Annotated in this window: 20 protein-coding genes; 17 read left to right on the top strand and 3 right to left on the bottom strand. The window is 68.0% G+C overall.

Annotated features, from left to right (window positions below):
* Positions 1 to 443: 443 nt before the first annotated feature.
* The 12 genes from ACW17Y_RS10895 to ACW17Y_RS10840 all read left to right on the top strand — a co-directional run bounded on the left by ACW17Y_RS10895 (position 444) and on the right by ACW17Y_RS10840 (position 14,685).
* Positions 444 to 3,239, top strand: coding sequence for a TonB-dependent receptor (locus ACW17Y_RS10895; protein WP_492035724.1), 2,796 nt, complete (start codon positions 444 to 446; stop codon positions 3,237 to 3,239).
* Between the two features lie 117 nt (positions 3,240 to 3,356).
* Positions 3,357 to 5,018 carry an MFS transporter gene (locus tag ACW17Y_RS10890; RefSeq protein ID WP_492035723.1) on the top strand — a complete coding sequence of 554 codons (1,662 nt, stop codon included), beginning with the start codon at positions 3,357 to 3,359 and terminating at the stop codon, positions 5,016 to 5,018.
* Positions 5,019 to 5,356: 338 nt separating this feature from the next.
* Entirely contained in the window at positions 5,357 to 5,554 is a 198-nt protein-coding gene (locus tag ACW17Y_RS10885; RefSeq protein WP_492035722.1) for a hypothetical protein, read from the top strand.
* Positions 5,551 to 5,736: a hypothetical protein gene (locus ACW17Y_RS10880; protein ID WP_492035721.1), complete on the top strand. Its 186-nt coding sequence runs from the start codon at positions 5,551 to 5,553 to the stop codon at positions 5,734 to 5,736. The genes ACW17Y_RS10885 and ACW17Y_RS10880 overlap by 4 nt, the downstream gene beginning before the upstream one ends.
* A 252-nt stretch (positions 5,737 to 5,988) precedes the next feature.
* Positions 5,989 to 6,072 (top strand): potassium-transporting ATPase subunit F, encoded by an 84-nt coding sequence (locus ACW17Y_RS10875; protein ID WP_492038288.1) that lies wholly within the window; start codon positions 5,989 to 5,991, stop codon positions 6,070 to 6,072.
* Positions 6,073 to 6,085: 13 nt separating this feature from the next.
* On the top strand, positions 6,086 to 7,789 hold the full coding sequence (kdpA, locus tag ACW17Y_RS10870; protein ID WP_492035720.1) for a potassium-transporting ATPase subunit KdpA: 1,704 nt from the start codon (positions 6,086 to 6,088) through the stop codon (positions 7,787 to 7,789).
* A gap of 13 nt (positions 7,790 to 7,802) precedes the next feature.
* Positions 7,803 to 9,866, top strand: coding sequence for a potassium-transporting ATPase subunit KdpB (gene kdpB, locus ACW17Y_RS10865; protein WP_492035719.1), 2,064 nt, complete (start codon positions 7,803 to 7,805; stop codon positions 9,864 to 9,866).
* An 11-nt stretch (positions 9,867 to 9,877) separates the two neighbouring features.
* A complete protein-coding gene (locus tag ACW17Y_RS10860) occupies positions 9,878 to 10,039 on the top strand; it encodes a hypothetical protein (RefSeq protein WP_492035718.1) in 162 nt (53 codons plus the stop codon).
* A 3-nt stretch (positions 10,040 to 10,042) separates the two neighbouring features.
* Entirely contained in the window at positions 10,043 to 10,750 is a 708-nt protein-coding gene (locus tag ACW17Y_RS10855; protein ID WP_492035717.1) for a TorF family putative porin, read from the top strand.
* Between the two features lie 12 nt (positions 10,751 to 10,762).
* The gene (gene kdpC / locus ACW17Y_RS10850) at positions 10,763 to 11,332 is read left to right on the top strand and encodes a potassium-transporting ATPase subunit KdpC (RefSeq protein WP_492035716.1); all 570 of its coding nucleotides are present in this window, start codon (positions 10,763 to 10,765) and stop codon (positions 11,330 to 11,332) included.
* 75 nt (positions 11,333 to 11,407) lie between these two features.
* Positions 11,408 to 13,996 carry a DUF4118 domain-containing protein gene (locus ACW17Y_RS10845; protein WP_492038287.1) on the top strand — a complete coding sequence of 863 codons (2,589 nt, stop codon included), beginning with the start codon at positions 11,408 to 11,410 and terminating at the stop codon, positions 13,994 to 13,996.
* On the top strand, positions 13,996 to 14,685 hold the full coding sequence (locus ACW17Y_RS10840) for a response regulator (RefSeq protein ID WP_492035715.1): 690 nt from the start codon (positions 13,996 to 13,998) through the stop codon (positions 14,683 to 14,685). The genes ACW17Y_RS10845 and ACW17Y_RS10840 overlap by 1 nt, the downstream gene beginning before the upstream one ends.
* 51 nt (positions 14,686 to 14,736) lie before the next feature.
* Here ACW17Y_RS10840 and ACW17Y_RS10835 read toward each other — a convergent pair whose 3' ends face one another.
* Complete coding sequence (locus ACW17Y_RS10835; protein ID WP_492035714.1) at positions 14,737 to 15,852, bottom strand: CapA family protein; 1,116 nt, start codon at positions 15,850 to 15,852, stop codon at positions 14,737 to 14,739.
* Positions 15,853 to 16,031: 179 nt separating this feature from the next.
* On the opposite strand from ACW17Y_RS10835, the gene ACW17Y_RS10830 reads away from it, so the two are divergent.
* The 5 genes from ACW17Y_RS10830 to ACW17Y_RS10810 all read left to right on the top strand — a co-directional run bounded on the left by ACW17Y_RS10830 (position 16,032) and on the right by ACW17Y_RS10810 (position 23,686).
* On the top strand, positions 16,032 to 18,911 hold the full coding sequence (locus ACW17Y_RS10830; protein ID WP_492035713.1) for a TonB-dependent receptor: 2,880 nt from the start codon (positions 16,032 to 16,034) through the stop codon (positions 18,909 to 18,911).
* A 15-nt stretch (positions 18,912 to 18,926) separates the two neighbouring features.
* On the top strand, positions 18,927 to 20,510 hold the full coding sequence (locus ACW17Y_RS10825) for an AbgT family transporter (protein ID WP_492035712.1): 1,584 nt from the start codon (positions 18,927 to 18,929) through the stop codon (positions 20,508 to 20,510).
* A complete protein-coding gene (locus tag ACW17Y_RS10820; protein WP_492035711.1) occupies positions 20,507 to 22,366 on the top strand; it encodes a CocE/NonD family hydrolase in 1,860 nt (619 codons plus the stop codon). Before ACW17Y_RS10825 ends, ACW17Y_RS10820 begins: the two co-directional genes overlap by 4 nt.
* Positions 22,367 to 22,375: 9 nt before the next feature.
* Positions 22,376 to 23,293 carry a LysR substrate-binding domain-containing protein gene (locus ACW17Y_RS10815; RefSeq protein WP_492035710.1) on the top strand — a complete coding sequence of 306 codons (918 nt, stop codon included), beginning with the start codon at positions 22,376 to 22,378 and terminating at the stop codon, positions 23,291 to 23,293.
* Between the two features lie 102 nt (positions 23,294 to 23,395).
* On the top strand, positions 23,396 to 23,686 hold the full coding sequence (locus tag ACW17Y_RS10810) for a YciI family protein (protein ID WP_492035709.1): 291 nt from the start codon (positions 23,396 to 23,398) through the stop codon (positions 23,684 to 23,686).
* Positions 23,687 to 23,734: 48 nt separating this feature from the next.
* On the opposite strand, the gene cysC is transcribed toward ACW17Y_RS10810, so the two are convergent.
* Complete coding sequence (gene cysC, locus ACW17Y_RS10805) at positions 23,735 to 25,609, bottom strand: adenylyl-sulfate kinase (protein ID WP_492035708.1); 1,875 nt, start codon at positions 25,607 to 25,609, stop codon at positions 23,735 to 23,737.
* Positions 25,609 to 26,574 (bottom strand): sulfate adenylyltransferase subunit CysD, encoded by a 966-nt coding sequence (gene cysD / locus ACW17Y_RS10800; RefSeq protein ID WP_492035707.1) that lies wholly within the window; start codon positions 26,572 to 26,574, stop codon positions 25,609 to 25,611. The genes cysC and cysD overlap by 1 nt, the downstream gene beginning before the upstream one ends.
* Between the last annotated feature and the right edge of the window lie 42 nt (positions 26,575 to 26,616).

Genomic DNA, 26,616 nt, shown 5'->3' with positions numbered 1-26,616 from the left:
TGCGGCGGGATGCGATGACCGGAATACGGAACGGAAGTCCGACCCCTGAGCGCTGCGCGTTCCCTTTGGCGTCATGTGACGCCGGCCGCCGCCTCTGCGGGCGTTTGATCCAGGGGAACGATAGGGGGCGGGTATCGGACGGTCCAAGCCAATCCGGCTATCGACCGATCCAGAAACGGCATGAATGCGCGACATTTCAGCGCGATCGGCTATGGATCGCCAACCGTCTGACTCTGTCATCTATGCGTCAGGCGTCAATCGGGAGCTGGATTGGTTCACGTCCTGCATCGGTCCATGCCCGATTGGGATTGGCTTACGCCGGTTTCCCAATCCTACAGTCCACTCGAAGCTACGCGGACCAGCAAGGTTTGCGGGATCAATGGGCGCCTCGGCGTCGGCCAAAAACGATCCGCGACAGCGGGCGACCTGGGGAGGATTTATCGATGCGCACGTCGCAGCAGTTCCACGTTTGTCTGAAGGCCGGAGCTTCGGCTCTCGTGCTGGCCATGGCCGCCGCGGCCGGCGCCGCCCAGGCCCAGGACGCTCCCGCCGCCGATGAGCAGCAGGCCGACCAGGTCGACGAGATCGTCGTGACCGGCTTCCGCGCCAGCCTTCAGAGCGCCGTCGCCGCCAAGCGGCGCGAGAGCGGCGTCGTCGATGTCATCAAGGCCGAGGACATCGCCGACTTCCCCGACCTGAACCTGGCCGAGTCGCTGCAGCGGGTTCCGGGCGTCACCATCTCCCGGTCGAACGGCGAGGGCCGGCAGATCTCGGTGCGCGGCCTGGGTTCGGAATACACCCGCGTCCGCGTCAACGGCATGGAGGCGATCGCCACCACCGGCGGCACGGTCAACTCGGGCGGCACCAACCGCACGCGCGGTTTCGACTTCAACATGTTCGCCTCCGAGCTGTTCAACAGCCTGACCGTGCGCAAATCCGCCTCGGCCGATGTCGAGGAAGGTTCGCTGGGCGCCACGGTCGATCTTCAGACCGCGCGGCCGTTCGACTACAGCGAGCCGACCCTCGTGATGGGTGTACAGGCCAGCTACAACGACATGGCGCGCGACGTGCAGCCGCGCTTCACCTTCCTGGCCTCCAACACCTGGATGGACGGTCGTCTGGGTCTGCTGGTTTCCGCAGCCTACGAACAGCGCCACATCCTGGAGGAGGGCGCCAACATCACGCGCTGGACCTTCGGCGGCGCCAACGGCGGCTTCAACACCGCCTCGACGCTGAACGGCTATACGATCGGCCAGATCAACGACTCCAACACCGCGACGGCGCTGTATCACCCGCGCATCCCGGCCTACGTCCAGTACGACCACAATACCGAGCGTCTCGGTCTGACGGGCTCGCTGCAGTTCCGGCCGGACGACCTGACCACCATCAGCCTCGACGTTCTGTACTCCGACGTCCAGGCGACCCGCGACGAGGCCCAGCTGCAGGCCATCGGCTTCAGCCGCGCCGGCACCGGCAAACCGCAGACGATCATCCGTTCGGGCACGGTCGTGGGCCGTAACCTGGTCCAGGGCGTGTTCGACGCCGTCGACGTGCGGACCCAGTCTGCCCATGACGAGTTGCAGACCCAGTTCCAGCAGTACACGCTGACCGGGACCCGCAACTGGTCGGACACCTTCCGCACCGGTTTCGTGGCCGGCTATTCGCGGTCGGAGTTCTCGAACCCGGTTTCGACCATCGTCACCTTCGACCGCGCCAACACCAACGGTTTCTCCTACGACTTCCGCTCGCGGATGCCGAAGTTCGACTTCGGCTTCGACCTGACCAACCCCACCAACTGGTCGATGATCACCGGCACGTCGGAAGTCCGCATTCGTCCGAACGAGGTCATCAACACCTTCTCGACCGCCAAGGCTTACGGCGAGTGGGACGTCAGCGACAACATCACCCTGAAGGCCGGCCTCGACTATCGTCGCTTCCACTTCGACTCCGAAGGCCAGTACCGCACGAGCGAGACCGTGGTGCAGACCCTGACACCTCAGCAGTTGGCGGATGTGTCGCGGGTCTTCTCGGGCTTTGGTCGCAACGCGGGTCTGCCGGGCGGATCGCCGACAAGCTGGCTGGCCCCCGACCTCGACCGGTTCATCGCGACCTACAATATCTATTCCAACACCGGCATCTATGCCCTGACGGGGCTGAACAACTCCTCGGCGCGCGGCCAGTACATCACCGTCGACGAGAAGGACATGGGCGCCTACGGGCAGGTCGACTTCCGCTTCGACGCCCTGGGCATGCCATGGCGCGGCGACATCGGCGCCCGCTACGTCCTGACCGAGCAGTATTCCGACGGGTTCGCTGCAGTCGGCACGACGATCGACCTGGTCCGCGCCCGCCGCGACTACGACATGTTCCTGCCGGCCGCCAACCTGGCTGTGGACCTGACAGAAGACGTCGTGGCCCGCCTGTCGGCCGCGCAGACGATCGCCCGGCCGTCGATCGCGGTCCTGACCCCCGGTGGCGACGTCGGCATCCAAGGCGCGAACCGCAGCTTCTCGTCGGGCAACCCGAACATCCTGCCGACCAAGTCCGACAACGTCGACTTCTCGCTGGAATGGTACCCCGACGCGGACAGCCTGTTCGCAATCGGTGTCTTCTACAAGAAGATCAACACCTTCGTTCAGACCCTGCGTCAGGACATCCCGTTCAACCAACTGGGTCTTCCCTCCAGCCTGCTGACCGGCACCACCGCCCTGCCGACCGACCTCTTCGTGGTGAGCCAACCCGTGAACTCGCCCGGTGGCGATCTGACGGGCTTCGAGATCAACGTGCAGAAGCGTCTCGACTTCCTGCCCGGCTGGCTGGAGAATTTCGGCGTCCAGGCGAACTACACCTTCGTGGACTCCAACATCGAGTATCTCACCTCGACGACCGCCGGCGCGCCGACGATCAACGAGACCCTGGTCGGCCTGTCCAAGAACGCGGCGAACTTCACCCTGTACTACGAGACCGACCGGTTCTCGATCCGCGGGTCGGCCGCCTATCGCGCGGGCTATCTGACCCAGGTTCCGGGCAACGACGGCAACTCGGTGCACGGCACCAATGAGACGCTGAACTTCGACGCCCAGGCTTCGTACAACATCACCGAGCGGCTGAAGGTCTCGGTCGAGGGCATCAACCTGACGGACGAGTTCAACGACCAGTACGTCGACGCCTCCAACCGCCTCAACGTCTACAGCCACACCGGCCGCCAGTTCTTTGCGGGGTTGCGCTACACCTTCTGATCTCTTTCGCAGGCTTCTTCTCCCAGCCAAGCGATCCAGGGCCGGCCCTCCGACGAGGGTCGGCCCATTTTTCTTGCCCGCGGGTGCGTGGGGGGCCGTCGGGCGTTACCGTTGCGAATGGACTCATCAGACGCTTCTGCCGAGGCCGCCCGGTCGCCATGGCGATCGCCGATCTTCCGGTCGGTCTGGACCGCCAACCTGGCGTCCAACTTCGGCGGGTTGATCCAGACCGTCGGCGCGGCCTGGATGATGACGGCGCTCGGCGCCTCGTCCCAGCTCATCGCCCTGGTTCAGACCGCGACGGTCCTGCCGATCATGCTGCTGTCCTTGCCGGCCGGAGCCCTGGCCGACAGTCACGATCGCCGCATCTTGATGCTGATCGCCCAGATCTTCATGCTCGTCGTGTCGGCGGCTCTGGCGATCTGTGCGGCGTTCGGCGTGCTGACGCCCTGGCTGCTGCTTGGTTTCACCTTCCTGATCGGCTGCGGGACATCGCTGAAGAACCCGGCCTGGCAGGCGTCGGTCGGCGACATGGTGCCCCGTCCCGCCCTGCCGGCCGCTGTGGCCATGAACGGGATGGGTTTCAACATCGCCCGCAGCCTGGGCCCCGCGATCGGAGGCGTCATCGTCGCCGCGCTGGGCGCCGCGGCGGCCTTCGCCATCAACGCCGTCAGCTACATCGGACTGATCGCGGTCCTGGCCCGATGGAAACAGCCGCCTTCGCCCAAACTGTTGCCGCCCGAACGGCTGGGCCTCGCCATCGAAGCCGGGCTTCGCTACGTGGCCATGTCGCCGAACCTGCGGGTCGTGCTGATCCGGGCGGCGACGTTCGGCGTGGGGGCCAGCGCCATCCCGGCCCTGATGCCCCTGATTGCGCGCGACCTCGTCGGCGGCGGGGCCCTGGTCTACGGCCTGCTGCTCGGCGCTTTCGGGATCGGGGCGGTTGGCGGAGCCTTCGGCCGCAACCGGTTGAGATCGCGGATGTCCAACGAGGGGCTGGTCCGGTCGGCCGGCGTCGCGCTGGCTCTCGGGGCAGGAGTCTCCGCGATCAGCCCCTGGGCGTTCATCACCCTGCCGGCGCTTGCCCTCGCCGGAGCGGGCTGGGTGCTGGCCCTGTCGACGTTCAATGTCTCGGTGCAACTGGCCTCGCCGCGTTGGGTCGTCGCCCGGACCCTGTCGATCTATCAGATGGCGGTCTTCGGGGGCATGGCGGCGGGCAGCGCCCTGTTCGGCTGGCTGACCGACACGCATGGGGTGGCCTTCAGTTTGCTGGTCGCCGCCGGCGCGCAGATCGCCGCCGTGGCGCTGGGCTTCGCTCTGTCGCTGCCTGATGCGGAGGCGCTGGATCTCGATCCGCTCGACCGGTTCAGGGAGCCGGAGACCGATGTGCCGATCGAGCCTCGCAGCGGACCGATCGTCGTCACGGTGGAGTACAGGATCCCGGAAGACCGGCTTGTGGCCTTCCTCACCGCCATGTCGGAGCGCCGGCGCATCCGTCGCCGCGACGGGGCGCATGGATGGCGGCTGCTGCGCGACCTCGGCGATCGGGGCCTGTGGGTCGAGCGCTATCACGTTGCGACCTGGCTTGATTACGTGCGGCACAACACGCGTCGCACCCGGGCGGACCTGGCCAATATCGAACTGCTGCACGCCCTGCAGGACGAGAACGAGCCGATCCGGGTGCATCGGATGATTGAGCGCCAGACCGGGACCCTGCCATGGACGCGAGGCGCGGATGCGAGAGAACTGGCGGCCGACGATCCGACCGCGAACGCGTGACGATCAAGCCGGATCGGCGGCCGGCTGTGGTCCTGCCAGCGCCGCCTCGATGGCCTCGCCCCCGTCCGATGACGTCGTTGCAATGGCCCTCGCGCGTCTCGGTTTACGGGAAAATGATGCGTGGGCCGCCGTTCCGCATGGCGACGTTACGTCCATCGGGCGTTGGATGCGGTCTCTGAAAGGAGACTGCGCATGACGCGGATCAGTACGCTTTCCCGGCTGGCGACTTCAAAGGAGCCTCCCCCTTTGAGCGTGTGGCGAATGACGATGGCGGTGCTTGGGGCCGCCTTTGGCGCCGCATCCTCGCCGAGGCGGGCTCCGCGGAGGCTGGACCGATGATGACCGGCTGCGTTGACTATCCCGTGGCAGGAAGCGCGCCCAGGCCGAAGGTCTATACGGTGATCGCCCGTTGCGGAGGCTGGAGCGTCCGCCTGAACGGCGCCTGCACCCGGCCTTTCCGGACGCGCAGCGCGGCGAACCGGATCGCCCGGCTGCTGCAGCGCCAGGCCGATGCCTTGTCGGACGGCAGGCGATGAGCCTGATTATCGACGTGCCGCCGGCCATCCTCGAAGTCCTGCCCGAGGGCGGTCGCTGGCGGCTCCGATCCAGCGACAACCTGTTCAGCGGGATATTCATGGACCGGAGGACGGCCCTGAGACACGCGGAGGCCGAGGCGGACAGCCATCCGGGCCACATCGTCATCGTCACCGAGCGCTGACCCATCGACCCCACGCCCGGCGCCCTGCGTCGGGCGTTTTCGCATGCCGAGCCGACGCGCCGCCGTCGGATTTTATGCTCCCGTTATGCGCCGCCGGGAGACTCGCATGGCTCCGTTATGCGGCTTCGTGGTCCTTCCGCCTCCTGAACTTCTGGAGTCGCCTCACATGGCCGATCTGTTTTTCCTGGCGCTGGGCGGCGGGGCGTTCTTGCTCTTCGCCGTCCTCGCCTCAGCCTTGCGGAGGGTGTGACGATGATCGCCCTTCTCTGGGGAGCCGGCGCCGTCGTGGTCGCCGTCTACATGATCGTGGCGCTCGTGCGCCCCGAGCGGTTCTGAAGGAGCCGCCGCAATGAATATTCAAGGCTGGGCGGAAATCGCCCTGATCCTCGGCTTGTCGGTGCTGATCGCATGGCCGCTGGGGATCTATCTGTCGCGCGTCTGGAACGGCGAGCGTACCTGGCTCGATCCGGTGCTGCGGCCTGTGGAAGGCGTCTTCTACAAGGCCTCGGGGGTCGACCCGAAACGCGGTCAGGGCTGGGTCGGCTATGCCGGCGCCCTGATCGCCTTCAACGCCGTCGGCTTCTTCCTGCTGTTCGCCATCCTGCGTCTGCAGGGCCTCCTTCCGCTAAACCCGCAGGGGTTCGCGGGTCTGTCGCCGCATCTGGCGTTCAACACGGCCGTCAGCTTCGTCACCAACACCAACTGGCAGAGCTATGGCGGTGAAAGCACCCTGTCGACCTTCAGCCAGATGGTCGGACTGACGGTGCAGAACTTCCTGTCCGCCGCCACCGGCGCCGCCATCGCGGCCGCCCTGGCGCGCGCCTTCGTCGCCAACCGCGGCGAGGGTGTCGGCAATTTCTGGGCCGACATGACCCGCACGACCCTCTACCTGCTGCTGCCCGCCGCGCTTCTGCTGGCAATGGTGCTGACCGGTCTCGGCGTGGTCCAGAGCCTGGCGGCCTCCGTCACGGCCCGGGGCCTCGAAGGCGGCGAACAGACCCTGTCGCTGTTCCCGGTCGCCAGTCAGCTGGCCATCAAGCAACTGGGCATCAACGGCGGCGGCGTCTTCAACGCCAACTCGGCGCATCCGTTCGAGAACCCTTCGGCCCTGACCAATCTGATCACGGCCGTGTCGATCAACGTCCTCGGCTGGGCGGCCTTCTTCGCCTTCGGCCGCAGCGTGCTGGCGAAGAAGGATGTCCGCGCCCTGGTCATCGCGGCCTTCGTCCTGCTGGCCGCCTGCACGGCCGGCATCTACGTCGCCGAAAGCCAGCCCGCGCCGGCGCTCGTCGCCGCCGGGATCGATCAGCCCGTCAATATGGAAGGCAAGGAAACCCGCTTCGGTCTGCCCGCCTCCGTCGCCTGGGCTGGTCAGACGACCGGCGCCTCGAACGGCTCGGTCAACGCCATGCACGGCAGCTTGATGCCGCTGTCCGGCGGATTGACGATGTTCCTGATGCAACTGGGCGAGATCCTGCCCGGCGGGATCGGCTCGGGCATCGCGATCATGGTCGTGATGGCCATGCTGGCGGTCTTCATCGCCGGACTGATGGTCGGCCGGACCCCGGAATATCTCGGCAAGAAGATCGAGGCGCGCGAGATCCAGTTCGCCATGATCGCGGTGCTGGTGCTGCCGCTCGCCATCCTGGGCTTCACCTCGATCGCCGCCGTCTTCCCGACCGCGATGGAGGGGCTGCTGAATCATGGGCCGCATGGTCTGTCGGAGATGCTGTACGCCTACACCTCGGCGGCGGCGAACAACGGTTCGGCCTTCGCAGGGCTCACCGCCAACGCTCCCTGGTGGAACACGACCCTGGGCATCTCCATGCTGATGGGCCGGTTCATCCCCGCCGTCGCCGTGCTGGCCCTCGCCGGCGCCCTGGTGGTCAAGCCCAAGCTTGCGCCCTCGACCGGCACCCTGCCGACGGACGGCCTGCAGTTCATCGGCCTGCTGATCGGCGTCATCCTCATCCTGGGCGGGCTGCAGTTCTTCCCCGCCCTCGCCCTCGGACCCATCGTCGAGCATTTCCAGATGCTCGGCGGGGTCCAGTGATCGGACATCTGACATGACCTTCGCAAACCCCGAGATCGGCGAAAGCCGGCCCTCGACGTCCAAACTGGGCGGCGGCCTGACCGGCGCCATGCTCGGCCGCGCGTTCGGCGACGCCTTCGTCAAGCTGAACCCGCGTCACCTGCTCAGGAACCCGGTCATCTTCGTCACCTGGATCGTCGCCCTGCTGGCGACGGTCTCGGCGGCGGGGGCGATCGCGTCCGGTCAGTCGGCGGGCTTCGCCATCCAGCTGGCGCTCTGGCTCTGGGCCACGGTTCTGTTCGCCAACATCGCTGAAAGCGTCGCCGAAGGGCGGGGCAAGGCGGCGGCGGACAGCCTGCGCGCCACCCGCGTGACGACGCCCGCCAAGCTGGTTGATCCGACGACCGGCGCGGTCTCGCAGATGCCGGCCGGTGACCTGACGGTCGGCTCCATCGTCCTGGTCGAGGCCGGCGACGTCATCCCCTCCGACGGCGAGATCGTCGAGGGCGTGGCCTCGGTCAACGAGGCCGCCATCACCGGCGAGAGCGCCCCGGTCATTCGCGAATCTGGCGGCGACCGTTCGGCCGTCACCGGCGGCACCACGGTCGTGTCCGACTGGCTGAAGATCCGCATCACCTCGGCGCCCGGCTCGACCTTCCTCGACCGCATGATCGCCATGGTCGAGGGCGCGAACCGTCGCAAGACGCCGAACGAACTGGCCCTGTCGGTTCTGCTGGCCGGCCTGACCCTGGTCTTCCTGATCGCGGTCGTGACCCTGCTGGGCCTCGGCGCCTATTCGGGCGTGAAGCTGGATCCCATCGTACTGGGCGCCCTGTTCATCACCCTGATCCCGACCACGATCGGGGGACTGCTGTCCGCCGTCGGCATCGCCGGCATGGACCGGTTGCTGAAGGTGAACGTGCTGGCCACCTCGGGCCGTGCGGTGGAGGCGGCAGGCGACGTCGACACCCTGCTGCTCGACAAGACCGGCACCATCACCTTCGGCAACCGCATGGCGACCGAGGTCATCCCGGTCGCCGGCGTCCGGCCCGAAGCCGCCCTGCGCGCCGCCGTCATGGCCTCGCTGGCCGACGAGACGCCGGAGGGTCGCTCGATCGTCGAGCTGGGCAGGAATGCCGGCGTGGTCGCCGAACTGCCCGATGGCGCCAAGGCCATCTCCTTCACCGCCGTGACCCGCCAGTCGGGTGTGGACGCCGGAACCCTGTCCTGGCGCAAGGGGGCGGTCGACGCCGTACTCAAGTCGCTGGAGAAGGGCGCCGTCGCCCCGGCCGAGTTCACCGCCGCCGTGGACCGGATTGCCCGTTCGGGGGGCACGCCTCTGGCCGTGACCGAGAACGGCCGTCTGGTCGGGGTCATCCACCTGAAGGACGTCGTCAAGCCGGGGGTCAAGGCGCGCTTCGCCGAACTCCGCGCCATGGGCCTGCGCACCGTGATGATCACCGGCGACAACCCGGTCACGGCCGCCGCCATCGCCTCGGAGGCCGGGGTCGATGACTACCTCGCCGAGGCCACGCCCGAGGACAAGATGCGCCTCATCAAGGCTGAACAGGCCAAGGGTCGGCTGGTCGCCATGTGCGGCGACGGCGCCAACGACGCGCCTGCGCTGGCCCAGGCCGATGTCGGCGTGGCCATGCAGACCGGCGCCCAGGCCGCCCGCGAAGCCGGGAACATGGTCGATCTGGACTCCGACCCGACCAAGGTCATCGAGATCGTCGAGGTCGGGAAACAGCTGCTGATCACGCGCGGCGCCCTGACGACGTTCAGCATCGCCAATGACGTGGCCAAGTATTTCGCCATCATCCCGGCGATGTTCGTGGTCGCCCTGCCGGCGCTCGGCGCGCTGAACGTCATGCAGCTGGGTTCGCCGGAAAGCGCCATCCTGTCGGCGGTCATCTTCAACGCCCTGGTGATCGTGGCCCTGATCCCGCTGGCCCTGCGCGGGGTGAAGTACCGGGCGGTCGGCGCGAGCAAGCTGCTGGGTCGTAACCTGTTGATCTATGGCCTCGGCGGGCTCGTCGCGCCCTTCGTCGGCATCAAGGCGATCGACCTGATCATCACCGGTCTCGGCCTGGCGTGAGGACGATCGCCATGCCCCGCCGTTCCCGGTTGAAGGCCGCCGGCAAGAACGATGCCTGGTTCGCCGTCTTCTTCATCGCCGCGATCGTGATCGCGGCCCTCATCCCCCGACATGACTACGCCGGATCGTCGGCTCGTCCCGCGCCGGTCCCGGCCGCCCAGATCAAGGAATAGACAATGCAAATCCAAACGCGCTCCGCCGTAGCGATCACGGCGCTTCTGACCCTCGGATCTATCGCATCGGCTGCCGCCGCCCAGACGTCCGGACCCCGGTGGTCGTTCAACGCCGCCGCGACCTCGGACTACGTCTTCCGGGGCGTCAGCCAGACGGAAGAGGACTTCGCCCTCTCGGCCGGAGCCGATGTCACGGCCGGCCAGTTCTACGCCGGCGGCTGGGCCTCGAACGTCAGCTTCCCCGGCGACGACGACACCAATGCCGAGATCGACCTGTACGGCGGCGTCCGTCCCGAGGTCGCCGGCTGGAACCTGGACCTCGGCGTCGTCGGCTATTTCTACACCGGCCAGCCCGACGCGGCGGACTATGACTACGTCGAGCTGAAGGCTGCCGCCTCGCGCGCCATTGGCCCGGCCACGGTGGGTGCGGCCGTCTACTGGTCGCCCGACTTCTTCGGCGCGTCGGAAGACGAGGCCACCTACGTCGAGGCCAATGCCGCCTTCAGCCTCGCCGACAAATGGACCGTCAGCGGCGCGGCCGGCCGCCAGTTCCTGTCCTCGGACTTCGACTACACGACGTGGAACGTCGGCGCGGCCTACCAGCTGACTTCCAACCTCGCGGTCGATGTCCGCTATCACGACACCGACGAGCACGACTTCGGCGACATCTACGGCGCGCGCGCCGTGGCCTCGCTGAAGGCGGTTTTCTAGGGAGCGACACAGATGCTCAACCACCTCCGTCCAGCCGTCGTCATGATGGCCCTGTTCACCCTGGTGCTGGGTCTGGCCTATCCGCTGGCCATCACCGGCTTCGCGCAGGGCGTCTTCCCGGTGCAAGCCAACGGCAGCCTCGTCCGCGGCGCCGACGGCGTGGTCCAGGGGTCGTCCCTGATCGGCCAGCCCTTCGCCGAGGCCCGCTACCTGCATCCCCGTCCGTCAGCGGCCGGCGACGGCTACAACGCCGCCGGATCGTCCGGCTCGAACCTGGGGCCGTTGAATCCGGACCTCGCAGCTCGGATCGCCGCCGATGCGGAGGCCATCCGGGTCCAGACCGGCGCGACCGCCATTCCGGCGGACGCGGTGACCACCTCGGCCTCGGGTCTCGACCCGGACATCAGCCCGGCCTATGCCCGTCTTCAGGCCGCCCGTGTCGCGACGGCCCGGGGTCTGACAGTCGAACAGGTGCAGCGCGTGATCGACGACCACACCCAGGGCCCGCTGCTCGGCTTCATCGGTCAGCCGCGCGTCAACGTCCTGATGACCAACCGCGCCCTCGACGCCCTGGCCGGCTAGTTGGCTGAGCCCGCGACAATCGACGATCCACGGCCGGCCTCGCGCAAGCGGGGCCGGCTGAAGGTCTTTCTCGGCATGTCACCCGGCGTCGGCAAGACCTATGAAATGCTGCGCGCCGCCCGCAGGCGAAAGGCCGAGGGTGACGACGTCCTGGTCGGCCTGGTCGAAACCCACGGCCGCCGCGAGACCGAGAGCCTGCTGCGCGGGCTCGATGTGCTGGCCCGGAGCCCCGTCGACTACAAGGGCCGCGCCCTGATGGAGTTCGACATCGACGGCGCCATTGCCCGCCGACCCGCACTTCTGCTGGTCGATGAATACGCCCATTCCAACGCGCCGGGCTCGCGCCATCCCAAGCGCTGGCAGGATGTCGAGGAGATCCTGAAGGCCGGGATCGACGTCTGGACGACGCTGAACGTCCAGCATCTGGAGAGCCTGTCCGACGTCGTCCTGCGTATCACCGGCGCCCGCCAGCGCGAGACGGTCCCCGACAGCGCTCTCGCCAAGGCGGACGATATCGAGGTGGTGGACATCACCCCCGACGAACTCCGCAAGCGGCTGGCCGAAGGGAAAGTCTACGTCCCCGAGACGGCCCGGCTGGCCTCGGAGAATTTCTTCAAGGTCGAGAACCTGACGGCGCTGCGCGAACTGGCGCTGCGGCGCGCGGCGGAAACCGTGGATGACCAGCTGCTGGTGCATCTGCGCGAGAAGGGGGTGCCCGGGCCGTGGGCTGCGGGGGCGCGCATCCTGGTGCTGGTCGGGGGCGACGGCATGGCGGCGTCTCTGGTGCGCGCCGGGCGGCGGCTGTCCGGCATGATGATGGATGCGCCCTGGACGGTCGCGACGGTCGATCGGGCCGTCGCCTCGGTCGAGGCGACCACGCGGCTCAGTGAGGCGCTGAAGCTGGCCGAACAGCTCGGCGCCCGTACCGTGACCCTGACCGGCGACGACGTCGTCCGCACCGTGATGGACCACGTCCAGCGCAACCATGTGACCCAGATCGTCGTCGGCAAGGGCCGCACGAGCCGGTTGCGCGACCTGATGGGGCAATCGCTGTCTGTCGCCCTGCTGCGTTCCGCCAGCGGGGTCGCGATCCATATCATCACCGACGAGGCCGAGACCCCGGCCCCGGCGCCTCGGCCGGCATCCGCCCCCATGGCCTGGCGTGGATACGCCATCGGGGCGGGCTTCATCGGCCTGGCGACTGTCCTGGCCCTCGGTCTGGACCAGACATTCGAGCGGGTCGATCTGGGCGTCATCTATTTGACAGCAGTGGTCGCGGCGGGCGCGCTCCACGGTCTGCGGCCCGCGCTGGCGGCGGCGACGACGGCCTTCCTGATCTACAACTTCCTGTTCCTTCAGCCGCGCTACAGCTTCGCCATAGGCTCGCCCACCGACGTGCTGACGCTTGTCGTCTTCTGGGGCGTCGCCCTGCTGACCGGCGTGCTGGCGGGCCGCGTCCGCGAACAGGCCGGCCGCACCCAGAGACGCGCCTCCGCCGTCTCGGCCCTGCTCGGCGCCAGCGAGGCCCTGGCCGGGGCCGATGACCGTCAGGCGACGGCGAAGGTGCTCGCCGAACAGGCCGCCGAGGCCGCCAGCGCCAAGGCGGTCGTCCTGCTGCCCCTGGGCGACGACCTCATCATCGCCGCCGGGGCGCCCGAGACGCCGACCCTCGGCGCAGCCGCCATGGCAGCCGCCCGCTGGGCCTGGGAGCATGGCGAGGCGGCCGGCTTCGGCACCGGCACCCTGCCGCAGACGAACTGGACCTTCCGCCCGCTGCAGGGCGTGCGCGGCCGGGCGGGTGTCGCGGGCATCGAGGCCGATGCGCTGGCTCCCGGCTCCGACGAAGAGCGACTGACCCTCGCCCTGCTGGATCAGGGCGCCGTCGCCATCGAGCGCGCCGACCTCGCCAGCCAGTCCGTCGAGACCGAGACCCTGCGCCGCGCTGACCGCTTCCGCGCGGTCCTGATGAACTCGGTCAGCCACGACCTGCGGACCCCGCTGTCGACCGTGCTGGGATCGGCGACGACCCTGATCGACTACGGCGAAGGCCTGTCGCCCGCCGTCCGCGCCGACCTCCTGCTCAGCATCCGCGAGGAGGCGGAGCGGTTGAACCGCTATGTCGGCGACCTGCTGGACATGACCCGGCTGGAGGGTGGCGCGCTGCAGGTCCGGGCCGAATGGATCGACGTCCGCGACATCTTGAACGCCGCCGCCGAACGTGTGTCCCGCCGCCTCGGCGACCGCACAATCCGACGCGACTTCCCCGCCGAACTCAGCCTGGTGAAGGCCGACGACGGGCTTCTGGAGCAGGCACTGGTGAACATTCTGGAGAACGCCATCGCCTACAGCCCCGACGGCTCGACGGTCGAACTCGCCGCCTATGAGGATCGCGGCTCGGTCGTCATTTCGATCGAGGACGAGGGCAGGGGCATTCCGACCGAGGAACTGGAACGGGTCTTCGACAAGTTCCAGCGCATGGAGGAATCCACCGACCGCGCCAAGGGCGTGGGTCTGGGCCTCGCCATCGCCAAGGGGTTCGTTGAAGCCATGCAGGGTCGCATCGCCGCCGCCAGCCCGATCCATGACGGCGATGAGGAGCGCCCCGGAACCCGCATCCTGATCCGCCTGCCCAAGGCCATCGTCACCCACCGCGAGCTGCTGTGATGTCCGCGCTGCGTCCCCAGATCCTCGTCATCGACGACGAGCCCCAGATCCACCGCTTCCTGTCCCCCGCGCTGGACGCCGCCGGTTATGACGCCAAGCGCGCCGACAGCGGTCAGGAGGGTTTGCGCGGCATCGCCCTGTGGTCTCCGGATGCGGTGGTCCTCGACCTCGGCCTGCCCGACATGGATGGCAAGGAGGTGCTGCGCCGCGCGCGCGAGTTCTACGAAGGCCCGATCATCGTCCTGTCCGCCCGCGACAAGGAGGCCGAGAAGATCGCAGCGCTTGATCTCGGCGCCAACGACTATGTGGAGAAGCCGTTCGGCGTCGGCGAACTGCTGGCCCGCATCCGGGCCGGCCTGCGTCAGGGCGCGCTGAGGCCTGTGGCGTCCGGGGTGGTCACAGCGGGTGAGGTCTCCATCGACCTGGACCGCCGCCTTGTCACTCGCGGCGAGGAGCGGCTGAAGCTGCGCCCCAAGGAGTACGACGTGCTCGCCTATCTCGCCCGCAACGCCGGCAAGGTCGTCAGCCACACCGGCCTGCTGACCGCCATCTGGGGCCGGGCCCATGCGGACGACGTACAGTATCTGCGGGTCGTCATCGGGCAGTTGCGCCACAAGATCGAGAGTGATCCCTCACATCCCGCCCTTGTCCTGACCGAAGCCGGCGTGGGGTATCGGCTGGACGCCTGAGTCCGACGACAAGGCTTGGCACTGGATTTCCGGCGCGGAACGCGACGGTCGTCACTCCATCGCAAGAACGCCGAGGGTTCCGCGGATCTCGACCCGGCCGCCCAGCGCAGCCGATTGCGCCGCCAGGCGCGCGAGGATGTCCGCGGCGTCCCGATCTCCGGCCAGGGTCGGGAAGCCCCGCGTGGCCTGATCTTCGGAGCCGTTCAACCCGACTTCGTTCATGACGACAGGGGTCAGCTCAACCCGGATCGGTCGGTCGCCGTCGATCGTGAGCGAGGCGATGACGCCCTGCCAGGAGGGCGGCGGATAAGCACCCTGCGGCTTCTCGGTCTGGAAGATGAAGTTGCCGAGGCCGAACAGGAGAGGGCGACGGCGGTGTGTCGCCATGCCCTGCAGGACGGGCGAACCGTGGCCTGCGAAGACGCTCGCGCCCGCATCAATGCAGCGTCGGGCGAAGGCCTGTTGCCAGACGGGGACCCGGCTGTTGTCCGGCTCCCAGTCGTGGTTGTGATGGCAGGCGATCACGGCGTCGGAGCGGGATGCGGCCTCACGGATCGCGGCCAGGATCCGCGCCTCGTCCTCTGCGAGGGGGGCGCCGGACGCATCGCGCCGCAACTCGTTGACGCCGGGATGACCGGGCGCAGCGGCGCCGCCGGGGCGGATCTTGCCCGTGGCGAAGCCGATCGCCGAGACCTTGCCGGCCGGGGTTTCGACGGTGGCGGGGGCGGTCGCCCGGGCCAGGTCCGCGCCGCTGCCTGTCGTGCGAAGACCCGCCCCCTCGATGGCGGCCAGGGTGTCCAGAATGCCTCCGCTCCCGAGGTCGAAGGCGTGGTTGTTCGCCGTGTTGAGCAGGTCGACGCCGGCGTCTTTCAGGGTCTCCAGAATTTCCGGTCCCGCGGCGTGCAGGGTCAGCAACTCCCGTGTCGGCGCCCCGGCGCGGGGGCCGCGGATGACAGTCTCCAGATTGGTGAAGACGGCATCGGCGCCTTCCAGCACGCCGACCACGCCGGCCCTTCCAGGCCATTCCGCAGAAGTGGGCGCATGTTCGATCAGGGCCTGACCCAGAAGGTCTATGCGCAGGCCTGTCGGGTCCGGCGCCGTCCCGCACCCCGACAGACCCGCCAATGCGCCCATGCCCCAGACGAGTTGTCGCCGATCAATCGCCATGTACGCCTCCGGACCCGACCATACGTTTCGCCGAGCGTTGGTTCATAGATCATGCGCCCAGAGCATGACGTGATACGAAATCGCCATATTCTTGCAGATGTGGCGAACCCGCTGCGACTGTCCCCTCCAGGGGGCCGATCCGCGATCAAGGACCGGCAAGAACAACGGGGACCATGAACATGGCGACGACGACTTCCATCCGGACACTGTGCCTGACCGGCTCGGCGCTGGCCGCACTGACGCTGGGCCTGCTGGCATCGCCGGCTGCGGCGCAGACACCGGCCGCCGCACCTCAGGACGACACGTCGTCGGTCGACGAGATTATCGTGACGGGGTCGCGCATCCAGCGTCGCGACGCCGACTCGGTCGGGCCGCTGCTGACCCTGACCGCCGAGGACATCAAGAACTCCGGCGCCGTGTCGGTCGGCGACCTGCTGCAGCGTCTGCCGTCGGCGGGCGTCAGCCTGAACAGCAACGGGACGCAGGGCACCTCCTACGGCGCGTCCTCGATCAATCTGCGCTATCTCGGCGGGGCCGAGGGCAGCGGCAACCGGGTGCTGGTCCTGGTCGACGGCCATCGCTGGGTCGACGGCGTGGGCCAGCGCGGCTTCCGCGACTTCGTCGACCTGAACACCATTCCGCTGGGCATGATCGACGGGATCGAGGTGCTGAAGGACGGCGCATCGGCCATCTATGGCGCCGATGCGATCGCCGGGGTGGTCAACATCCGCACCATCCGCGACTTCGACGGCCTGCGCCTGAACACCCGCGCGGGGATCACTTCGGAAGGGGACGGGGAGCAGTATTCGGCCGTCGCCAACTGGGGTCGCCGGTTCGAGAACAGTTCGGTGGTGCTCTCGGCCAGCTATGCGCGTGAAGACGAGATCCTGACGTCGGACCGCGACCTGACCACGCTCAGCCTGGTGCCCCTGACCGCGCCCGGCACCAGCCCGCGTGGCCTGTTCATCCTGCCGGGCCTGTCGAACAACGCCTATTTCGGCACGCCGACCGGCTTTGGGGCGGCCGCGACGCCGGTCACGCAGATCGCGCTCGGCGGCTATGGCGCGGGCAATCTGGCGGACAACAGTTTCCGCACGGCGACCCTGCCGGAGGACTTCTTCAACACCCAGGCCCAGGGCATCTATTCGGCGGGACCCAGCGAACGCTACGGCCTGTATGGCCGCTTCCGCGCTGACCTGTCGGACAATGTCTCGTTCCACGTCGAGGGACTTTACAACCGGCGTCAGTCGAACCAGCTGTTCTCCCCGGTGTTGCTGGATATCGGCGGCACGGCCGGGACGATCCGGGGCTATTCCCTGGCCAACAACCACCCGTTCAACCCGTTCGGCACGGCCAACGGCGTTCCGACCGCGAACGCCGTGGCCTTCGCGGCCACCTCCGCCTGGCGGGTGCGCAAGGTGATGACGGACCTCGGCAATCGCGACAACATCCAGGACGTCGAGACGTGGCGCATCGGCGCCGGGGCCGAGGGGACCTTCAACGGCTTCGGTCGCGAATGGTCGTGGGACCTCAACGGCAGCTGGTCGCGCAACGAGATCCAGTCTTCGGCCCTGAACGGCGTGAACTACGAACGGCTGTTCCAGGGGCTGGGCAATCCGGCCACCTGTCTCGCCTCGGCCGGGTGCGTGCCGATCAACCTGTTCGGTCCGATGACGGCGCAGATGGCGGACTACATCCGGTTCACGACGCGGGAGTCCAACTCGACCGAGCTGTTCGACGTGACCTACAACATCACGGGCGAACTGTTCCAGCTGCCGGCCGGGCCGCTGTCGGTGGCGGCGGGCTATGAGTATCGCCAGAACAAGGCGACCGACACGCCGGACGCCTATGCCAACTCCACGCCGGTGTTCCTGTCGAACATCTATACGACCACGACGGCCCAGACGCGGGTGCCCACGGTGGGCGAATACAGCCTGCACGAAGGCTATGTGGAGTTCGCCATTCCGCTGCTGGCCGACATGCCACTGGCGCACAGCCTCGATCTGAGCGTGGCGGCCCGCTATTCCAACTATGACACCGTGGGCGACGCGACGACGATCAAGGCGGGCGTGGGCTGGCGGCCGGTCGAGCAGCTGCTGCTGCGCGGCACCTATTCCCAGGGCTTCCGGGCGCCGTCGATCCTGGAACTGTTCCAGGGCGGGCGCGAGGTCAGCATCCAGGCCATCGATCCGTGCAACGGCGGGGCCGCGGCCCGTCCGACCCTGCCGGGCTGCGCCGGCATTCCGGCCAGCTACAACCAGGCCAACTTCAACCTGAACGGCCTGATCCCGGGGACCACTTCCGGCAACCGCCAGCTGGAGCCGGAAACGGCCGACACCGTCAGCCTCGGCTTCGCCTTCCAGCCCGACGCCATTCCCGGATTCACGCTGACCGCTGACTGGTATGACATCAAGATCCAGGACGCGATCGCCTCCCAGGCCGCGGCCCAGATCCTGGGCCTGTGCGCGGCGCGCGGCGGGGCCTTCTGCGACCTGGTGACCCGAGACCCGGTGACCGGCGCCGTGACCCGCCTGACCCAGGGATCGCAGAACCTTTCAGAAATCCGCACCTCGGGCATCGATGCGACGATCCGCTACGAGTTTGACACCGGCATCGGTCGTTTCGCAGCGGTCGTCGATGCCTCGTATCTGGACGAGTTCACGACCGTCAGCCCCGATCCGACCGGAGGTCCCGACATTCTCGATGAACGCGCCGGGAAAGGCGACCGGGCGCGCTCGACCTATCCGCACTGGAAGGGCCAGAGCTCGCTGCGCTGGAACAACGGCGCATGGAGCGCCCTCTGGCGCGGACGCTACATCGGCGAGAGCACCGACATCGTGAACACGGTCAAGGACGATGTGACCGCCGCCATCTTCTACAACGATCTGGAGGCCAGCTACGCCTTCGACATGTACGACGCGACGGTGTCGGTCGGGGTCAGCAACCTGTTCGACGAACAGCCGCCCGCCTCCTATGCGAACGCCCCGATCAACTACGACATCTACACCTATGACGCCCGGGGTCGCAGCGCCTACATTCGCCTCGGGCTGCAGTTCTAGGATCCGGGTTCCGGCATGACGGACGTGAATGGCCCATCCCCGACCGCGCGTCGGGGATGGCTGGACCGGGTGGAACGGCTGGGCAACGCCTTGCCGGACCCGGTCTTCATCCTGGCGGGATGTATCGTGGTGCTGGTCATCGTGTCCGTCATGGCGGCGGGCGCGGGCTGGAGCGCGGTCAATCCGGTGACGGGCGAACAGCTGGCGACGCAGAGCCTGCTGTCGTCCGAAAACGTCGCCAGGCTGTTCGTCGACATGCCCGAGACGCTGACGCGGTTCCCGCCACTGGGTCTGGTCCTCGTCGTCATGCTGGGGGCGGCGGTGGCCGAGCGGTCGGGGTTGTTTGCAGCGCTGCTGGGCGGAGGCGTGCGGCGGTTGCCGACGCGGTTCCTGAGCCCCGCGGTCTTCGTCATCGGCCTGTTCTCGCACCATGCGGCGGACGCGGCCTATGTGGTTCTGATCCCCCTGACGGCGCTGGTGTTCGCGCGAGCCGGACGGCATCCGCTGGCGGGGGTGGCCATCGCCTATGCGGGCATTTCGGGCGCCTTCGCAGGCAACATCATACCGGGCCAGTTCGACCTGTTGATGCTGGGGATCACGGCGCCGGCCGCGCAGCTGATCGACCCGAGCTATGGCGTCAATCCTCTGGGGAACTGGTGGTTCACCCTGGCCATCGGCGTCTTGTTCACCCCCATCGCCTGGTTCGTCACCGACCGGATCATCGAGCCTCGCCTCGGAAAATGGTCGGGTCAGCTGCCGGAGGGCGTGGCCGAGGCTGATGACATGGGGGTGCTGAATGGGCGCCAGCGGCGGGGCCTGATGCTGGCCGGTCTGGTGGCGCTGGCGGTGGTGGGACTGTTCGCGGCGTTGACGATGCTGCCCGGTGCGCCGCTGATCGATGCCGAGGCGGTCGGGCCCAAGCGGCTGGCGCCCTTCTATGGCGCCCTGGTGGCGGCCTTCATGCTGCTGTTTCTCGGCTGCGGCTGGGCCTATGGCGCGGCGGCCGGGACGGTGACCAGCCACCGGACCCTCGTCCGGATGATGGGGGAGGGGATGCGCGACATCGCCCCCTATATCGTGCTGGCCTTTTTCGCCGCCCACTTCGTGGCGATGTTCTCCTGGTCGAACCTCGGACCGGTTCTGGCCGTCAAGGGGGCCGAGGCGCTGACGGCCCTTTCGATGCCCAAACCGCTGTTGCTGGTGTCGTTGCTGGGCATGTCGTCGGGGCTCGACCTCGTCATCGGTTCGGCCTCGGCCAAGTGGAGCGCGATGGCGCCGGTCGTCGTGCCCATGATGATGCTGCTGGGGATCTCGCCGGAGATGACCACGGCCGCCTACCGGATGGGCGACTCGATCTTCAACATCGTCACGCCGCTGGCCTCGAACTTCCCGCTGGTGCTGATCATCAGCCAGAGGTGGAAGCCGGACTTCGGCATCGGCTCGATGATCGCGTTGATGCTGCCCTACAGTATCAGCTTCGGTCTGGCCGGGATCGCCCTGGTCACACTGTGGGTTTCGCTGTCCCTGCCGGTGGGGCCGGGCGCGCCCGCGACCTATACGTTGCCCCCGGCCGCCATCGCCGCACCGGCGATCCCGTGAGCGCCGTTCCTCATCCCCGGCCGGGCGAGGACATCGTCGTCCTGCGCGACGTCATGGCGGCGATGCGCGACGGCGTGCGTCTGGCCGCCGACGTCTATCTGCCGGCCGGCGCGGGTCCGTTCAGCGTCATTCTGGAGCGGACCCCCTATGACAAGCGGGGGACCAACCACGCCGACCGGACCGCCGTCGATCCGACGCCGCGCTCCAAGCCCGAGGTCGCGGCCGATTTCGCGCGCGCTGGATACGCCTATGTCCTGCAGGATTGCCGGGGGCGGTCGGCGTCCGAAGGCGTCTTCTCCAAATACCTGAACGAGGCCGACGACGGCTACGACACCCTGAGCTGGATCGCGGATCAGCCCTGGTGCGACGGGCGGATCGGCATGACCGGCCTGTCCTATTCCGCCCACGTCCAGGCGGCGGTGGCATCGTTGGGGCATCCGGCGCTGGCGGCGATGTTCATGGATTCCGGGGGCTTCTCCAGCGGCTATCACAGCGGCATCCGTCAGGGCGGCGCCTTCGAGCTGAAGCAGCTGACCTGGGCCTACAAGCACGCGCTTCAGGCCCCGGCGACCGCCGCCGATCCCATGCGCCGCGCCGCGCTGGAGGCCGAGGACATCGGCGTATGGGCGCGCGTGAACCCCTGGACCCAGGGTCATTCGCCGCTCGGAGCCGCGCCGGAGTACGAGGACTTCGTCGTGCGCATGTGGGCGCGCGAGACCTTTGGCGACTTCTGGACCCAGCCCGACCTTTGCGCCTCCGCCCACTACGAGCGGTTCACGGACACGCCGATGGTGTTCATGAGCAGCTGGTACGATCCCTATGCGCTGGCGGCGACCGAGAATTTCGCCGCGCTCAGCCGGATGAAGACGGGGCCCGTGCGTCTGGTCATGGGGCCGTGGACCCATGGGCAGCGCTCGGTGACATGGGCCGGAGACGCGGATTTCGGACCGGAAGCGACGCTGGACGGCCATGTGGCGGACGACTACCTGCGCCTGCGGCTGGACTGGTTCGACCGACATCTGCGCCGGGACGCGGACGTCGCCGACCCCTTGCCGTCGCCGGTCAAACTGTTCGTCATGGGCGGAGGGACCGGTCGCAGGACCGAACAGGGTCGACTGGATCACGGCGGGCGCTGGCGCGACGAGGCGGACTGGCCGCCGCCCGAGGCGGAAGCCACAGCCTTCCATCTTTCGAGCGACGGGGGACTGTCGCGCGCCGTTCCCGAAGCCGGTCAGCGCGCCTGGCGGCACGATCCGGCCAATCCCGTTCCCACGATCGGCGGCGCCATCGCCTCGGGCGCGCCGCTGATGGAGGCCGGCGGCTTCGACCAGAGGGAGAGCGTCGATCTGTATGGCGCCTCCGAACCGGGCAGGGCGCTGGCGGACCGCGACGATGTCATTTCCTTCCAGACCGAGGTCCTGAGCGAGGCGGTCGAGGTCACCGGTCCCGTGTCGGCGCGGCTGTGGATCTCGGCCAGCGCGCTGGACTGCGACGTGATGATCAAGCTGGTCGACGTCTACCCGCCCAATGCCGACTATCCCGAGGGCTATGCGCTGAACTTGACCCACGGCGTGCTGCGCCTACGCTTCCGCGACGGGTTCGAGGCTGCACATCCGATGCGGCCGGGGGAAGTCTATGGCGTCGACATCAAGGCCTTCCCGACTTCCAACCTGTTCGCGGCCGGGCATCGGATCCGGCTCGACGTCTCCGCCAGCAACTTCCCGCATTTCGACGTCAATCCGGGCACGGGCGTTCCGGCCGGGGAGCCCAGCGAACCGGTCGTCGCCATCTGCTCGGTGCATTTCGGACCCGACACGCCGTCTCGGATCGTGCTGCCCATCCGGCCGGTCGCCTAGGACCCGGTCATGACGCCGGACGCCGAGGGCCGTCAGACGATCCGCCTCAGGGCGCTGCGGATCTTCCACGCCATCGTCCGGCTGGGTTCGGTGACCAGCGCCGCCCGGTCGCAGGATCTGAGCCAGCCGGCCGCGAGCCGGCTGCTGGCGCAGCTCGAGCGGGACGTGGGGTTCGAGCTGTTTCACCGCGACCGCGGGCGGCTGATGCTGACCGCCGATGGGCTGCTTCTGCATCAGGAGGTGGAGCGCGCGCTCGACAACGTCGATCGCGTGCAGTCGCTGGCGCGCGACATCTCGGACTTCCGCGTCGGCCACCTGCGCCTGGTCGCGCCGCCCAGCATTCTGGAAGCGATCCTGCCCGACATGATCCAGCGCTTTCTGGAGCAGTACCCGCAGGTACATCTGTCGATCGACTCCCACGGAGTCGAGGTCGCCAAGGCGATGATCGCCTCGCGGGCGGTGAACGCCGGCTTCGTCAAACTGCCCCACAACCGGGCGGACCTGAGGACGGAGACGGTGCTGGTCAGCGAGAGCGCCTGCGTCCTGCCGTCCAGCCACCCGCTGGCGGCGCAGGAGACGATTGCGGCGGCGGACATGCGCGGCGTTCCGTTGATCCTGCTGGGTCAGGGCCAGCGGTTCCGGGCCCAGGTCGAGGCGGCCTTCGCCGACGCGGGCGTGGTGCCGCGGGTCAAGGTCGAGACCCATACGATCGCGTCGGCCTGTGCGCTCGCGTCGCGCGGCGTGGGCGTCGCCATCGTCAACGAGCGGCTGGCCAAGCCCTATGTCCGCGACGGCGCCGTCCTGAGGCGGTTCACGCCCGGCATTCGCCATGAGTACGGCTTTGCGACCTCCGCCAACTCCGGGCCGGATCGCCTCGCCGATGCGTTTCTGGGCGTCGTGAGGGCCAATCTTCCGAAGCAGGATTAGGCTGGTCGATCGGACCGCTTCTTGTGCTTCCAGGCCTATCGTTACATCACCGGCGCGAAATCCCCGTCGATGGCGGCATGCACCTTTGAAGGATCCAGTCTCATGCAGTTTCTCATCATCGGCCGTGACGGCACGGACGCCGAAGCCCCGGCGCGTCGCCAGGCCACGCGGCCGGCGCATATCGAGGGGTTGAACGCTCGCAATGCGGCCGGCGAGATCGTCAAGGTGGGCGCCTTGCTGGACGACGCAGGCAATGCGATCGGCTCGGCGATGATCGGGGAATTCCCGGATCGGGCGGCCGCGGACGCCTATGTGGCGAGCGAGCCCTACACCAAGGCGGGCGTCTGGGTGACGACCGAGGTCACGCCGTTGCGGCTCTTGAGCTTCGACTGATCAGATCGCCTGAGCGGAACCCAAGGGCCGGCCCCCGAGCGTCCGCCCTCAGATGGCGCCGATCCAGCGACGTTCTTCGAGCAGATCGAGGATGCGTCGCGCCGCAGCCTCTGGAGACAGGGTGAGGGTGTCGACTACCAGGTCGGGACTGCGCGGCGCCTCATAGGCGGCATCCACGCCCGTGAGGTCTGCAATCTGCCCCGCATCGGACTTCGCATAGAGCCCTTTTGGATCCCGCGCCCTGCAGGCGTTGATGGGGGCGTCCACGAAGACTTCGAGGAAGGCTCCAGCCGGGAACCGCTCCCTTGCGGCCTGGCGGGCGGCTGCGCTCGGGGAAATGAAGGCGCAGAGGCTGATGACGCCTCCATCCGCGAACAGTTTGGCCACCTCGGCGGCGCGACGGACATTCTCTGAGCGATCCTCCGGCGAGAAGCCGAGGTCGCGGTTGAGGCCGTGGCGCAGGTTGTCGCCGTCCAGCAGGATGGTGCGAACCCCACGGGCGTGAAGCTCTCGTTCCAGCACTGCGGCGATGGTCGATTTCCCGGATCCTGAAAGCCCGGTCATCCAGATCGCGCCGCCCTCGTGTCCGTTCATCTGCGAGCGTTCGCGCCGGGAGACGGCCCCGGACGTCGGGTAGATGTTGCGCGATTGATCCAGGGCCTGTTCGGCGACGCCGGCGGCGACAACCGCGCCGGTCTCCCGGTCAATCAGAACGAAGCTGCCCAGAGCGGGGTTGTCCGCGAAGGAGTCGAACGGGATCGGCGAAGAGAGGCTTATGGCCGCGCGCGCGATGTCGTTGGGCGCGAGCGTCGCGGCCGCACCGACCTCTGCATCGACTAGGGCGACGCGTACCGATGCGGTCCTGGATCCGATGCGGATCCGCAGCGCGCGGTCTGGAGAGAACGGCGTGTCGTCCATCCAGAGAAGGCTGGCCGAGAAGCGGTCCACGGTGGCGGGGCGGGCGAAGGGCAGGGCGAAGACGTCGCCCCGGGCGATGTCCACGTCTTCCTTGAGCACGAGCGTGACCGCTTCACCGGTCTCGGCGGAGGTGAGATCTCCGTCCCAGGTCACGATGCGAGAGACCGTCGCTGTACGGCCCGATGGGCTCACCGCGATCTGATCTCCTGCACGGATCCGGCCGGAAGCCACCGTGCCGGCGTAGCCCCGGAAGCTCTGGTCGCGACGATTGACGTACTGGACGATGAACCGGAACGGGCGGGCGGAACGACCGTCTTCGACCGGGAGGCTTTCCAACGCCTCGATCAGGCTCGGTCCTTTGTGCCAGCTCAGGGCCGGGCTGCGCTCGACGATGTTCTCGCCATGGCGGGCGCTGATCGGGACGGTGATCACCGACCGGAACGCCAGCCCCGCCGCGAAGGCGGCATAGGCGGCCTCGATCTTGCGGAAGACCTCGGGATCATGGTCGACCAGGTCAATCTTGTTCACCGCCAGGATGACGTGCCGGATTCCGAACAGGGAGACGATCCGGCTGTGGCGTTCGGTCTGGGCGGTGATGCCGCGCGTGGCGTCGACGAGGATCACGGCCGCGTCTGCGCCGGACGCGCCGGTGGCCATGTTGCGCGTGTACTGCTCGTGTCCGGGCGTGTCGGCGACGATGAAGTTGCGTCGCGCCGTCGAGAAATAGCGGTGGGCGACATCGATGGTGATGCCCTGTTCGCGCTCGGCCTCCAGGCCGTCCAGCAGGAGGGCGAAGTCGAGGTTGTCCCCCGTCGTGCCGAAGCGCGTACTGTCGCGCTTCAGCGTCGCCAGCTGGTCGTCGGCGATCTGGCCGGTGTCGTGAAGCAACCGGCCGATCAGTGTGGATTTGCCGTCATCGACCGAGCCGCAGGTGAGGAAACGCAGGTGATCGCGGAGAGGGCGATCCGGATCGATGCGGCGAAGGGTCAAGAGTTCGCCGTCCATCAGAAATACCCCTCGCGCTTCTTGCGCTCCATCGAGGCGGTCTCGTCAGCGTCGATCAGACGTCCCTGACGCTCCGAACTGCGGGTCGCCCTCAGTTCGGCGATCACTTCGTCGATGTCGTCGGCGTCGGATTCCACGGCCGCGGAAAGCGGGTAGCAGCCCAGCGAGCGGAACCTGACCTTCCGTGTTTCGAGCACCTCGCCGGCGGCCAGAACGAGCCGGTCGTCGTCGCGAACGATCAACGAGCCTCCCCGGACCACCACAGGTCTGGGGGCGGAGAAATAGAGCGGCACGACCGGGATGCCCTGCTGGCGCGTGTATTCCCAGACGTCGAGTTCGGTCCAGTTGGAGAGGGGGAAGACCCGCAGGGATTCGCCCGGCATCAGGCTGGAGTTCCACAGCGTCCAGAGCTCCGGCTTCTGACGGCGGGGGTCCCAGGTGTGACCCGGCCCGCGAACGGAGAAGATGCGCTCCTTGGCGCGGCTCTTTTCCTCGTCGCGCCGGGCGCCGCCGAAGGCGACATCGAACCCGTGCAGGTCCAGGGCCTGCTTCAGGGCGTCGGTCTTCATCACCTGGGTATGGACCGAGGAGCCCGACGCCAGGGGCGAGATCCCCCGCTTCACGCCGTCCTCGTTGATGTGGACGATGAGGCGAACGCCATAGGTGTCGGCGACCGTGTCGCGGTGGCGGATCATGTCCCGGAACTTCCAGGTCGTATCGACGTGCAGCAGCGGGAAGGGGGGCGGGGCCGGGTAGAAGGCCTTGGCGGCCAGATGGAGCAGGACGCCGGAGTCCTTGCCGATCGAATAGAGCATCACCGGATTGCGTGCGGTCGCAGCGACCTCGCGGAAGATCTCGATCGCCTCGGCCTCGAGCCGGCGCAGGTGTGGCGACAACTGTCCGCGCGCTTGCAGGCGCACGGGTGGCGTGTCGATCAGTCGGGCAAGCGGTGCGATCTGCGTCATCGGATCCTCTACGGTCGTCCACTCAAGCGTTCACCGACAGAC

The organism is Brevundimonas sp. AVps7, from assembly GCF_058681545.1.
Note: the sequence above shows the minus strand (reverse complement) of the source record. Positions and strands in the feature narration are given on the sequence as shown.

What these genes read in the sequence shown, in the direction of transcription:
- ACW17Y_RS10895 (WP_492035724.1), top strand. Translation starts at nt 444, where the DNA reads ATGCGCACGTCGCAGCAGTTCCACGTTTGTCTGAAGGCCGGAGCTTCG.
- ACW17Y_RS10890 (WP_492035723.1), top strand. Translation starts at nt 3,357, where the DNA reads ATGGACTCATCAGACGCTTCTGCCGAGGCCGCCCGGTCGCCATGGCGA.
- ACW17Y_RS10885 (WP_492035722.1), top strand. Translation starts at nt 5,357, where the DNA reads ATGACCGGCTGCGTTGACTATCCCGTGGCAGGAAGCGCGCCCAGGCCG.
- ACW17Y_RS10880 (WP_492035721.1), top strand. Translation starts at nt 5,551, where the DNA reads ATGAGCCTGATTATCGACGTGCCGCCGGCCATCCTCGAAGTCCTGCCC.
- ACW17Y_RS10875 (WP_492038288.1), top strand. Translation starts at nt 5,989, where the DNA reads ATGATCGCCCTTCTCTGGGGAGCCGGCGCCGTCGTGGTCGCCGTCTAC.
- kdpA (WP_492035720.1), top strand. Translation starts at nt 6,086, where the DNA reads ATGAATATTCAAGGCTGGGCGGAAATCGCCCTGATCCTCGGCTTGTCG.
- kdpB (WP_492035719.1), top strand. Translation starts at nt 7,803, where the DNA reads ATGACCTTCGCAAACCCCGAGATCGGCGAAAGCCGGCCCTCGACGTCC.
- ACW17Y_RS10860 (WP_492035718.1), top strand. Translation starts at nt 9,878, where the DNA reads ATGCCCCGCCGTTCCCGGTTGAAGGCCGCCGGCAAGAACGATGCCTGG.
- ACW17Y_RS10855 (WP_492035717.1), top strand. Translation starts at nt 10,043, where the DNA reads ATGCAAATCCAAACGCGCTCCGCCGTAGCGATCACGGCGCTTCTGACC.
- kdpC (WP_492035716.1), top strand. Translation starts at nt 10,763, where the DNA reads ATGCTCAACCACCTCCGTCCAGCCGTCGTCATGATGGCCCTGTTCACC.
- ACW17Y_RS10845 (WP_492038287.1), top strand. Translation starts at nt 11,408, where the DNA reads ATGTCACCCGGCGTCGGCAAGACCTATGAAATGCTGCGCGCCGCCCGC.
- ACW17Y_RS10840 (WP_492035715.1), top strand. Translation starts at nt 13,996, where the DNA reads ATGTCCGCGCTGCGTCCCCAGATCCTCGTCATCGACGACGAGCCCCAG.
- ACW17Y_RS10835 (WP_492035714.1), bottom strand. Translation starts at nt 15,852, where the DNA reads ATGGCGATTGATCGGCGACAACTCGTCTGGGGCATGGGCGCATTGGCG.
- ACW17Y_RS10830 (WP_492035713.1), top strand. Translation starts at nt 16,032, where the DNA reads ATGGCGACGACGACTTCCATCCGGACACTGTGCCTGACCGGCTCGGCG.
- ACW17Y_RS10825 (WP_492035712.1), top strand. Translation starts at nt 18,927, where the DNA reads ATGACGGACGTGAATGGCCCATCCCCGACCGCGCGTCGGGGATGGCTG.
- ACW17Y_RS10815 (WP_492035710.1), top strand. Translation starts at nt 22,376, where the DNA reads ATGACGCCGGACGCCGAGGGCCGTCAGACGATCCGCCTCAGGGCGCTG.
- ACW17Y_RS10810 (WP_492035709.1), top strand. Translation starts at nt 23,396, where the DNA reads ATGCAGTTTCTCATCATCGGCCGTGACGGCACGGACGCCGAAGCCCCG.
- cysC (WP_492035708.1), bottom strand. Translation starts at nt 25,609, where the DNA reads ATGGACGGCGAACTCTTGACCCTTCGCCGCATCGATCCGGATCGCCCT.
- cysD (WP_492035707.1), bottom strand. Translation starts at nt 26,574, where the DNA reads ATGACGCAGATCGCACCGCTTGCCCGACTGATCGACACGCCACCCGTG.